Origin of the sequence: Dactylosporangium sp. NPDC005572, from assembly GCF_040605515.1 — a bacterium.
Classification (GTDB): domain Bacteria; phylum Actinomycetota; class Actinomycetes; order Mycobacteriales; family Micromonosporaceae; genus Dactylosporangium.
Map to the genome: position 1 here is coordinate 1 of NZ_JBEXCY010000313.1, position 10133 is coordinate 10133.

The following is a 10133-nucleotide window of genomic DNA, read 5'->3' on the forward strand; positions in this document are numbered from 1 at the left end:
CAGCCCGGCCTGGTCGAAGGCGGTCGTGTCGAGGCGCTGGTAGCCGCTCGTGAGGTTGGTGAGGAACGAGTACGACGCGGAGTCCTCGAGGTCGCTGCTGTCGGAGTACCAGCGGTACGTCCCGCGGATCACGAGGTACTTCGGGCAGCTCTTCGGGTCGTCGTTGGCCCGCTTGCCGACGCCGAGGTTGGAGCCGGAGCTCACCTCGGTGGACGAGTCCATCAGCTGCCAGCCGTAGCAGATGCCGTGCGCCTTGGCGGCCCGGTCGAGGTTCGCGACGACGGCGGCCGCGTCGGTGGTCGACGGTGGCGTCACCGTCTCGTCGTCACCCGACGAGGCGAAGAACGCGGCCACGCAGATGCCGACGATGACCACGCCGACCACCCAGACGGCGTTGACGACCTTGCTGTTGCCGGTCTTCGCCGCGGCAGCCATCAGAGGATCGCCGCGGCGATGATGGCACCGACGGCCAGGTGGACGGCGGCGGTGATCCACACGGCCGGATGGGGCTCCGGGTGTACCAGCAGCGAGCCGAGCTTCCCGGGGGTGGCCATGTCGACGACGATGAACGCGACGGTCATCACCAGGAGGCCGACCAGCCCGTAGCCGAGCGTGGAGGCGATGCCCTTCACGAAGTCGCCGTCGCTGGCGACGATTGCGGTCACGGTGATCGTGCCGACGGCGACCAGGTTCGATGCCAGCAGGACAGCCGCGTTGGCGTTGCGGTCGGTCCAGATGAGGTGGCGCAGCGAGCCGGGCGTCGCGACGTCGACGAGCACCGCACCGATGCCCATGAGCACGATGCCGATCGCGGCGTAGCCGAGGGTGACCGCGAGGTCGGTGACGAGATCGAGCATGTCGACTACTTTCCGGTGCCGGGGCCGCCACCGCGGCCGCTGTTGCCGTCGCCGCGCCCGATCCAGCCGCTGCCGCCGACGGTGCCGGCGTAGCGGGTGTACGACGTGCGCAGAGCCTCGACCAGGATCAGCGTCCCGGCGCCGTTCGGCTTGAGGACGACGGAGTCCTTGGAGTACCGCAGGTAGATCCCGGTCGCGTCGGCGTACTGCCCGGCGGGCGACCAGGCGCCCGTGATCTCGCCGGCGACGCGCGTCGGGGACTTGGTGCTGGTGAACGCGCGGGCGTCCGTGCCGATGTCGCGGGTGGCCGCCCGCTGGTAGTGGTTCGACACGTACGAGCGCGGCGAGAAGCTGCCGGAGAACACCGTGATGCCGCCGATGATCAGGCCCACGGCGCCCAGGCAGGCCGCCATGACGTACCAGATCCGTCTCACGCTGACGTCACCACCGTCTCCGTCGTCACGAGTTCCCCGGTCTGCGGGTAGGCGTGGGCCGTCCACCAGGCGGCGCCGCCCGGCACGGCCCGCGCGGCGAGCACGGTCAGCGCGTCGCGGGCCCCGGGGAAGGCTCCGGCGAGCGCGTGCTCCTCGGCCTCGGCGCGGCGGCGCAGATCCGCGCACGAACGCGCAAAGTCATCGGCGTCAAGCGTGCGAACCGAGGCGCTGAAGGTGTACCCGGGGCGCGCGAACGACGCGGGCAGGCCGGCCGGCAGCGCGGGCAGGCAGGCGACGGTCTCGTCGACGTCGCGGAACCGCACCTGGTGCGAGGCGCCGAGCAGCCGCAGCACGACCGCCTCGCCGCCCGGCAGCGGCACGCTCAGCGTGCGCAGCGCGGGCTGCGGTGGCAGGCCGAGCGCGAACCGCAGGTCGGCCGCGGTCGTGTCGATGTACGGGGTGTCGAGCGTGACGAGCACGTCAGCCGCCCTGGGCCCACACGCGGACCTCGGAACGCAGCAGCGTCTCGCCGCGGCCGACCTCCCACTTGTCGGCCTCGCCCGGCCCGGCGTAGGACTCGAACGACAGCAGCGCGCCGTCGCTCGACTCGTAGTCGGCGTACTTCGCGGTGCCAGTGGCCGCCAGCCCGGTGGTACCACTGGAGGCGAACTTGGCTTTTCCGGACTCGTCCTTCGAGTAGCGCCGGCCGTCGAAGTCGATCGTCGCCGGGCCCGGCGTCACGGTCGCCGAGGGCACCTCGTGCCACAGCGACAGCTCCAGGTCGGGGTCCTCCTCGACGCTCAGCCACACCTTGCGGCCGCCGGTCGAGTCGTCGAGCAGGTGCTCCGCCCAGCCCCACGACTGCTCCGTGTAGTGCAGGGTGCCACGCACCGTGTAGGTCGTGCCGCGGATCTCGACCAGGTCGCCCGCCTTGAGTTTGCGCGGGTCGCCGCGCAGCACGTCCTCGCCGGCGTCGCGGAACGGGTCCTGCGGCCCCGCCGGTGCGGGCGCCGCCGGTTTGCGGTTGCGCAGCAGCACGACGACGAGCACCGCGATGACGGCGAGCAGCACGACAACGAGGAGGATTACCAGGCCGGTCACGCGCCCTCCGCTTCGCTCCGGCCGCGCTCCCATTGGACTGAGCCAATGGTGCCCGGCCTCCTCAGCTTCGCTCCGGAACCGATCACAGGGGGGTCCTCACAGGCTCGGGAGATCCAATCTGGCCGCCGAGGGTAGCAAGCCCGCGCACGTTCATGGCAGTGCCGCGCGGGATTCCGTCAGGTTTCGGGCAACGGCGCACCGTTGCTGGCGCCGGATGCCTACGTTTGATCAGTGGTTGACACCCAGCAGCGGGCGGACGAGCTCGTCGACGTCCTGGTCACCGAGTTCGGCGACCTCATGGCCCAAGACCCGGCCGCGTTCCGCCGGAAGTTCCGCAAGATGGCCGCCTCTCCGTTCGCGTTCTACCGCGGCAGCGCGTGCGTGTACTACGCCGACCTGCACACCCAGTCCGACCCGTTCCTCGACGAGCGCACGTCGCGGGTGTGGATCCACGGCGACCTGCACGCCGAGAACTTCGGCACGTACCTGAACTCGGCCGGCATCCTCGTCTTCAACGTCAACGACTTCGACGAGGCGTACGTCGGCCCGTTCACCTGGGACCTCAAGCGGTTCGCGGCGAGCATCGCGCTCATCGGCTACGCGAAGGCCCTCTCCGACGCCGTCATCGGTGACCTCGTGACCGGCTATGCGCGCACATACGTGCAGGAGCTGCGCGCGATCGCCGCCGGCGGCGAGGAGGCGATCGGCTCGCTGACCCTGGACACCACGGACGGGGTGCTGCGCGACGTGCTGCAGCGGGCCCGCCTGAACACCCGCGTCGGCCTGCTCGACGAGCAGACGGTGATCGAGGACTACGACCGCCGGTTCATGATGTCCGACGGCGTCTACCAGGTGGACGCGGACGTACGCGCCGATGTCGAGGCCGCGTTCGCCGACTACCTCCCGACGCTGCCCACCCTGGACGCCGCGCGCTCGGAGCAGTACAAGATCAAGGACATCGTCATGCGGAAGGGCGTCGGCATCGGCTCGGCCGGCCTGCCCTCGTACAACGTCCTGCTGGAGGGCCACACCCAGGCCCTGGAGAACGACGTCATCATCTACATGAAGCAGGGCCAGACCCCGGCGGTGTCCCGCTGGATCGAGGACCCGCGGGTCAAGGGATACTTCAAGCACCAGGGCCACCGCACCAGCGAGTCGCAGCGCGCGCTGCAGGCCCACGCGGACATCTGGGCCGGGCACACCGTCCTGCGCGGGGTGGGCCAGGTGGTGGCGGAGGTGTCGCCGTACGCGGCGGACCTGGACTGGAGCGACGTCAACGAGCTCCCGGACCTCTCGAGCGTGACGAACTACCTGGGCCGCGCGACCGCCCGCATGCACTCGGTCGCCGACGACGAGTCGAGCCACGACCTGGTGGACTTCTCGACGGAGGAGGCGATCGTGGCCGCCATCGACCGCGACGAGCCGGCGTTCACGGCGTCGCTGGTGGAGTTCGCGCACGAGTACGGCGCCCGCGCCCGCGCGGACCACCAGATCTTCGTCGACCTGTTCCGCAACGGAAAGCTCCCGGGCCTGTAGCCCCGGCTGCGGCCGGTTTCCCGCCTGCGCCACGGTCGACACGACCATGATCCCGAAGACTTCTGGTCGCCCTGGGTGCCAGAAGTCTTCGGGATCATGGTCGCTACTGACCACGACTCTTCGTGATCATGACGCCGGGTGTCAGTCGGTGCCGGCCTCCATGGCCGCGTTGTCGAGGAGCTCGTCGCCGCTGGTGATCTCGCCGCGGGACGCGATCGCCTCGGCGCCGCCCTCCGGCATCGTGCCGATCAGGCGGGTGGAGCCCTGCGTGGCGGCGATCAGCTGCTGGTGCGGGCTGCCGCCGACGATGCCCAGGCGGGCGTACTGCTCCAGCTTGGCGCGGGAGTCGGCGATGTCCAGGTTGCGCATCGTCAGCTGGCCGATGCGGTCGAGCGGGCCGAACGCGGAGTCCTCGGTGCGCTCCATCGACAGCTTGTCCGGGTGGTAGCTGAGCGCCGGGCCCGAGGTGTCCAGCACCGAGTAGTCCTCGCCGCGGCGCAGGCGCAGGGTCACCTCGCCGGTGATCGCGGCGCCGACCCAGCGCTGCAGCGACTCGCGCAGCATGAGCGACTGCGGGTCGAGCCAGCGGCCCTCGTACAGCAGGCGGCCCAGGCGACGGCCCTCGTTGTGGTAGGCGGCGACGGTGTCCTCGTTGTGGATCGCGTTGACCAGCCGCTCGTACGCCGCGTGCAGCAGCGCCATGCCCGGGGCCTCGTAGATGCCGCGGCTCTTGGCCTCGATGATCCGGTTCTCGATCTGGTCGGACATGCCCAGGCCGTGCCGGCCGCCGATCGCGTTGGCCTCCATGACCAGGTCGACGGCGGACTCGAACTCCTTGCCGTTGACGGTGACCGGGCGGCCCTGCTCGAAGCCGATCGTCACGTCCTCGGTGAGGATCTCGACCGCCGGGTCCCAGAACCGCACGCCCATGATCGGGTCGACCAGCTCGATGCCGGCGTCGAGGCGCTCCAGCTTCTTGGCCTCGTGGGTCGCGCCCCAGATGTTGGCGTCGGTGGAGTACGCCTTCTCGGTGCTGTCCCGGTAGGGCAGGCCGTGGGCCAGCAGCCACTCGGACATCTCCTTGCGGCCGCCGAGCTCGCCGACGAACGCGGCGTCCAGCCACGGCTTGTAGATGCGCAGCGACGGGTTGGCGAGCAGCCCGTAGCGGTAGAACCGCTCGATGTCGTTGCCCTTGAACGTCGAGCCGTCGCCCCAGACCTGCACGCCGTCCTCGAGCATCGCGTGCACCAGCAGCGTGCCGGTGACCGCCCGGCCGAGCGGCGTGGTGTTGAAGTAGGCGCGGCCGCCGGAGCGGATGTGGAAGGCGCCGCAGGCCAGGGCCGCGAACCCCTCCTCGACGAGCGCGGCCCGGCAGTCGACCAGGCGGGCGATCTCCGCACCGTACGCACCGGCGCGGCCGGGGACGCTGGCGATGTCGGGCTCGTCGTACTGCCCGATGTCCGCGGTGTAGGTGCAGGGCACCGCACCCTTTTCGCGCATCCACGCGACCGCGACCGAGGTGTCGAGACCGCCGGAGAAGGCGATGCCGACACGTTCACCGACAGGCAGGGAGGTGAGCACCTTGGACATGGTGAGAGTATATGCAGACCACTGCATTGTCATGCACGCCGGGAGGCGCGATTCACACTTGGCCAGGCAGAATGCCCTCCATGGTGGTGTACCTCGAGACGGACCGGCTGCTGCTCCGGCGTATGACAACGGACGATCTGGACAATCTGGTCGAGCTCGACGGTGACCCGGAGGTCATGCGATACCTGACCGGCGGCGCGCCCACGCCGCGCGAGCGGCTGCGCGACGAGGGCCTGCCGGACATGCTCGCGTACTACGACCGCGGCGACGACTTCGGCTACTGGGCCGTGGCCCGCCGGGACGACTTCCTCGGCTGGGTGGGGTTCCGCCCGGACCGCGGCCACGGGCCGGCCGCCGACGTCGACCGCAGCGGGATCGAGGTCGGGTACCGGCTGCGCCGCGAGACGTGGGGCCAGGGGTACGCGACCGAGGCCTGCCGGGCGCTCATCCGCAAGGGCTTCACCGAGCTGGGGGTCGAGCGGGTCTACGCCGAGACGATGGCGGTCAACGCGGCCTCCCGCCGGGTGATGGAGAAGTCCGGGCTCCGGCACGTCGGGACGTTCTTCCCGGACTGGCCGGAGGCGATCCCGGGCGCCGAGCACGGCGAGGTCCACTACGCGCTCACCCGCGACGAGTGGCTGAGCGTCAACCGCTAGCGAGGGCGCCGGCGAAGGCGGCCACCGCCGGGTGGGTCGCGGTCCCGGCGCGGTACGCCAGCCGGGTGCGGCGGCGGGTCGGCAGCGGCGTGAGCACCACGCCCGGCGGGAGCGGGTCCGCCGCCAGTTCGGGGACGAGCGCCACGCCCTGACCCGCGGCGACGAACGCCAGTACCGTCGCGAAGTCGTCGGCGTGGTGCCGGGCGCGCGGCGTGAAGCCGGCCGCCTCGCAGACCCGGATCGTCATCGCGTGGCACAGCGTGCCGGGGGTCGACAGGATCCACTGGCGGTCGCGGCACTCCGGCAGGGTCAGCGGCGTCGGCGCGGCGACGAAGATGGTCTCGTCGCGCAGCGGTGCGGTCTCCAGCGACGGGTCGGGCTCGATGGGCACCAGGTCGTAGTCGTGCACCAGGGCGACGTCCAGCGTGCCGTCGCGCAGCTTCGGCGGTACCGCTGCCGGATCAAGCTCCTCGACGGACAGCTCCAGGCCCGGATGCGCCGACGCCACGGCGACCAGGGCCGGGGGCAGGAGCGTGCGCATCGCCGTCGGGAACGCGCCGATCCGCAGGGGGCCGGTCAGGCCGGTGCGGGTGGCGGCCACGGCCGCGGTCGCCCGCTCCAGCGCCGCGAGCACCTCCTCGGCGTGCGCCGCCAGCACCCGGCCGGCCGGGGTCAGCTCGACGCGCCGGCCGGTGCGGGCCAGCAGGGCCGCGCCGGCCTCACGCTCCAGCGCGGCGAGCTGCTGGGAGACGGCGGACGGCGTGTAGGCGTTGGCGGTGGCGACGGCGGCGATCGTGCCGCGGTGGGCCAGCTCGCGCAGCAGGCGGAGCTTCCGGACGTCGAGCATCAGCTCAGCTTATGCTCGACGGTACCAACGTGAAATGGAATTGATGCTCGGCGCCCGGCAGGCTGGGGGCATGGATGGCATCTATGTCCCGTTGATCACGCCCTTCGATACTGCCGGCTCGGTCGATCTCGATGCCCTGCACGACCTCGCCGGCGCGCTGCTCGCCGACGGCGCGGCGGGGTTCGTCGCGCTGGGCACGACCGGCGAGCCGGCCACCCTGTCCGAGGCCGAGCGCGACGAGGTGGTGGCCGTCTGCGCGAAGCTGGGGGCGCCGCTGCTCGTCGGGGCCGGCGGATCCGGCACCGGCGCGACCGTCGAGGCGGTCCGGCGGCTGCCGTCCGGTGTCACGGCGATGGTGATGGTGCCGCCGTACCTGCGGCCCGGCCCCGCCGGCGTGCTGGCCCACTTCCGCGCGGTCGCGGCGGCGTCGCCGGTGCCGGTCGTCGCCTACCACGTGCCGTACCGCACCGGGCAGGCCCTGGACACGGCGACGCTGCTCGAGATCGCCGCGATCCCCGGCATCGTCGGCATGAAGCTGTCCGACGGCCCGATCTCCGGCGACACCGTCGAGCTGCTCGGCGCGGTCCCGGCCGGCTTCTCCGTGCTGGGCGGGGACGACGCGGTGATCTCGCCGCTGCTGGCGCTGGGCGCGGCGGGCGGCATCCTGGCGTCGGCGCACGTCGATACTGCGGCATTCGTCGAGCTGTATGCCGCCTGGCGCGCCGGCGACGTGGCCCGCGCCCGGCCGCTCGGGCGCCGGCTGGCCGGGCTGTCCCGCGCGCTGTTCGCCGAGCCGAACCCGGCCGTGATCAAGGCGGTGCTGCACGCGGAGGGGCGGATCGCGTCGCCGGCGGTCCGTCTGCCGCTGCTGCCGGCCTCGCCGGAGGCACTCGCGGCAGTGGCACGTTTCCGGGAGTTGAACCGGCCGGGCCGCTTCTAACGTTGGTGTCATCGCAGGGAGCGATACACAAACGGAGTCCAGGGGGACGACATGAGCGACTACTACGACGGCGGCGCCGACTACGAGCACTACGAGGCCGGCGAGGACCACCAGGCGGTCGACCAGCTGCACCAGGAGCACGCGGCCGAGGCGGACTACAACAGCGACTTCAACGTCTACGAGCAGGACACCGAGTCGGCCGAGTCCACCGACTTCCAGCAGGGCCACGCCGTGCAGTACGACAGCCCGGACGGCACCCACTACGAGGAGCAGGACTACACCAACTACAGCAACGACCAGTACGACTCGAACCACGTCTTCGCGGCCGAGGGCTCCGAGTCGTACCACGCGGAGCAGTACGACGAGCTCGACGCGCTCAAGGCCCGCTTCGACTCGGCCTTCGTCGAGGGCACCGAGTACCACGGCGGCGGCTACGAGATCGCGGCCAAGTAAGGTCGCTCAGCAGCATCCCACCCCTGGCGTATGGCCGGTCACCCGCGCGGTGGCCGGCCTTCGCCGTCCTGGCCCTCTTCCTCCTCGCGGCGGCGCAGCTCCTCCTCGCGCCGGCGCAGGTCGGCCTCCCACTTGCTGAACATCTCCTCGTCCTCGCGCCGGCCCTTGGCAAGGCCTCGCAGGAACTCGGGGTCGTCGTCCGGCGCCATCGAGCGGGTGCTCGGCCGGGTCGCCTCGGGGAAGCCGCCGCCGGCCCGCCACTCGCCGCCGGCCCGCGCCACGGCGCGCTGGGGCCGGCCCGCGACGAACCAGACGATCGCGCCGACCGGCGAGAACAGCAGGATGATGAACACCCAGGCGATCTTGGGCAGGTTGCGGATCTCGTCCTCGTCCGTCGACAGGCAGTCGATGAGCGCGATGACGAGCAGCGCGAGGTTGACCAGGAAGAGCAGTCCGTAGAGGCGCACCACGCGCCACATCATGCCGGACGCGCCCGCTCCTGTCCGCCCCGGTTTCCCCCGGCGGCCCGGAGGCTTCGGCCGACCTCGGCGGCCGCGTGCCGGGCGGCGTCCGTGACCTCGGCCCGGCGCAGGTCGGGCAGCACCGCGGCCAGCGCGTCGACCCAGACGAGCTCGGGCCGCTCGTGCCAGCGCCGGACGGCCTGCAGCGGCCTGGCGGCCTCCCGGAGCGCGCCGATGCGCTCGGCGGCGCGGCGGGAATCGTTCTCCTTGATCGCCCGCAGCACCTCGGCGGCCCGCTTCCGCACGACCGCCCCGGTGCGGACGGGCATGAGCAGCGCCGCGGGAAGGACCGCGCAGAGCGCCCCGGCGACGACCGCGGCGAGCCGCCCGGCGAGCAGCGCGTGCGGGTCGGCGACCCCGACCAGCTGGTACAGCAGCGCCAGCGCGGCGGTGACGCTCGCCGCCCACCAGGCGTAGCCGTACTCCCGCAGCACGAACCCGGCGGCGAGGACGGCGAGCAGCAGCCCGACGGTGAGGGCCCGGTGCTCGCCGACGGCGCCGGCGAGGAGCGTGGCGGCGACGGTACCGCCGACCGCTCCGACGGTCCGGTGGACGCCCTTGAGGATCGCGTCCCCGCGGGACCGGGCCGCGGCCCCGACGGTGTAGGCACTGATGACGGTCCACGCCCAGTGATCGCCGAAGACCGATTGCCCGACGAGGAGGGCGGCCGCGAGCGCGACACCGGCCTGCACGCCGCGCGCAACATGCACCCGCGCCGGCACTCCGGCGGGCGCCCGCGCGCCTGCTGCGGGGTCCCTTGCGTCCTCGATGCCCTGCGACCGGCGGCCCGCGGCCGGCTTCAGCGCCCGAACGCGCCGGAGTGCCAGGCCGAGGATCAGCACGTACGCGTCCGCGACCAGGACCGCCAGCGTCGCCCACAGGAGCGTCTGCAGCGGGTGGGCGCCCGGCGCAACGGGCGCGATCAGCATCCCGATCAGTGGCAGGACCAGCGCCCGGCCCACCGTCGCCGCCGCCGGTCCGAGCGCCCGGGCGGCCGTCGCCAGCGCCACGGCCAGCACGAAGAAGCCGTCGCCGGCCAGGTGCGACGCCCCGAACAGCACGGCGAAGACCGCCACCGTCAGCGATCCGACCGGGACCAGCAGCAGCCGCCGCGCGTCGGTGTGGGGCGATCGGCCACCCATGAGGGCGACCGCGGCACCCAGGACCACCACGCCGAGGCTCGCGAACGGCGCGAGCG

The 10133-nt window shown here is 72.3% G+C and carries 12 protein-coding genes and 1 pseudogene; 4 read left to right on the forward strand and 9 right to left on the reverse strand.

Translation table 11 applies throughout. The features are described 5' to 3' along the window. From ABZS66_RS57890 to ABZS66_RS57910, 5 genes and pseudogenes are all read right to left on the reverse strand, one after another. Window positions 1-435: pseudogene (locus ABZS66_RS57890) on the reverse strand (hypothetical protein); the annotation flags it as partial. After that, window positions 435-857, reverse strand: a complete 423-nt coding sequence (locus tag ABZS66_RS57895; RefSeq protein ID WP_354772935.1) for a DUF350 domain-containing protein — start codon at window positions 855-857, stop codon at window positions 435-437. The gene ABZS66_RS57895 and the pseudogene ABZS66_RS57890, both read right to left, overlap by 1 nt. Before the next feature lie 5 nt (window positions 858-862). Then, window positions 863-1270: a DUF4247 domain-containing protein gene (locus tag ABZS66_RS57900; protein ID WP_354772955.1), complete on the reverse strand. Its 408-nt coding sequence runs from the start codon at window positions 1268-1270 to the stop codon at window positions 863-865. A 17-nt stretch (window positions 1271-1287) separates the two neighbouring features. Beyond that, on the reverse strand, window positions 1288-1770 hold the full coding sequence (locus tag ABZS66_RS57905; protein ID WP_354772937.1) for a DUF2617 family protein: 483 nt from the start codon (window positions 1768-1770) through the stop codon (window positions 1288-1290). Between the two features lies 1 nt (window position 1771). Then, window positions 1772-2392 carry a DUF4178 domain-containing protein gene (locus tag ABZS66_RS57910; RefSeq protein WP_354772939.1) on the reverse strand — a complete coding sequence of 207 codons (621 nt, stop codon included), beginning with the start codon at window positions 2390-2392 and terminating at the stop codon, window positions 1772-1774. 297 nt (window positions 2393-2689) lie between these two features. Here ABZS66_RS57910 and ABZS66_RS57915 point away from each other — a divergent pair, with 297 nt between their 5' ends. After that, window positions 2690-3928, forward strand: coding sequence for a DUF2252 domain-containing protein (locus ABZS66_RS57915; protein WP_354772957.1), 1239 nt, complete (start codon window positions 2690-2692; stop codon window positions 3926-3928). Window positions 3929-4069: 141 nt separating this feature from the next. Here the strand turns inward: ABZS66_RS57915 and argG are convergent, their stop codons facing one another. After that, window positions 4070-5518, reverse strand: a complete 1449-nt coding sequence (gene argG, locus ABZS66_RS57920; RefSeq protein ID WP_354772941.1) for an argininosuccinate synthase — start codon at window positions 5516-5518, stop codon at window positions 4070-4072. Window positions 5519-5598: 80 nt separating this feature from the next. On the opposite strand from argG, the gene ABZS66_RS57925 reads away from it, so the two are divergent. After that, window positions 5599-6174, forward strand: a complete 576-nt coding sequence (locus ABZS66_RS57925) for a GNAT family N-acetyltransferase (protein ID WP_354772943.1) — start codon at window positions 5599-5601, stop codon at window positions 6172-6174. On the opposite strand, the gene ABZS66_RS57930 is transcribed toward ABZS66_RS57925, so the two are convergent. Beyond that, window positions 6164-7021, reverse strand: coding sequence for a LysR family transcriptional regulator (locus ABZS66_RS57930; RefSeq protein WP_354772945.1), 858 nt, complete (start codon window positions 7019-7021; stop codon window positions 6164-6166). The genes ABZS66_RS57925 and ABZS66_RS57930 overlap by 11 nt on opposite strands. Before the next feature lie 70 nt (window positions 7022-7091). Between ABZS66_RS57930 and ABZS66_RS57935 the strand changes: the two genes are divergently transcribed. Continuing rightward, a complete protein-coding gene (locus tag ABZS66_RS57935; protein ID WP_354772947.1) occupies window positions 7092-7961 on the forward strand; it encodes a dihydrodipicolinate synthase family protein in 870 nt (289 codons plus the stop codon). 51 nt (window positions 7962-8012) lie between these two features. After that, window positions 8013-8414 carry a hypothetical protein gene (locus tag ABZS66_RS57940; RefSeq protein WP_354772949.1) on the forward strand — a complete coding sequence of 134 codons (402 nt, stop codon included), beginning with the start codon at window positions 8013-8015 and terminating at the stop codon, window positions 8412-8414. 38 nt (window positions 8415-8452) lie between these two features. Here the strand turns inward: ABZS66_RS57940 and ABZS66_RS57945 are convergent, their stop codons facing one another. After that, window positions 8453-8884 carry a PLD nuclease N-terminal domain-containing protein gene (locus ABZS66_RS57945; RefSeq protein ID WP_354772951.1) on the reverse strand — a complete coding sequence of 144 codons (432 nt, stop codon included), beginning with the start codon at window positions 8882-8884 and terminating at the stop codon, window positions 8453-8455. 8 nt (window positions 8885-8892) lie between these two features. Beyond that, window positions 8893-10133: FUSC family protein (locus ABZS66_RS57950; RefSeq protein WP_354772953.1), on the reverse strand; the 1241-nt coding region annotated here is incomplete at its 5' end.

Excerpts from the sequence above, each read along its gene's own strand:
- ABZS66_RS57895 (WP_354772935.1), bottom strand. The coding sequence starts at position 857 with ATGCTCGATCTCGTCACCGACCTCGCGGTCACCCTCGGCTACGCCGCG.
- ABZS66_RS57900 (WP_354772955.1), bottom strand. The coding sequence starts at position 1,270 with ATGGCGGCCTGCCTGGGCGCCGTGGGCCTGATCATCGGCGGCATCACG.
- ABZS66_RS57915 (WP_354772957.1), top strand. The coding sequence starts at position 2,690 with ATGGCCCAAGACCCGGCCGCGTTCCGCCGGAAGTTCCGCAAGATGGCC.
- argG (WP_354772941.1), bottom strand. The coding sequence starts at position 5,518 with ATGTCCAAGGTGCTCACCTCCCTGCCTGTCGGTGAACGTGTCGGCATC.
- ABZS66_RS57925 (WP_354772943.1), top strand. The coding sequence starts at position 5,599 with ATGGTGGTGTACCTCGAGACGGACCGGCTGCTGCTCCGGCGTATGACA.
- ABZS66_RS57930 (WP_354772945.1), bottom strand. The coding sequence starts at position 7,021 with ATGCTCGACGTCCGGAAGCTCCGCCTGCTGCGCGAGCTGGCCCACCGC.
- ABZS66_RS57935 (WP_354772947.1), top strand. The coding sequence starts at position 7,092 with ATGGATGGCATCTATGTCCCGTTGATCACGCCCTTCGATACTGCCGGC.
- ABZS66_RS57940 (WP_354772949.1), top strand. The coding sequence starts at position 8,013 with ATGAGCGACTACTACGACGGCGGCGCCGACTACGAGCACTACGAGGCC.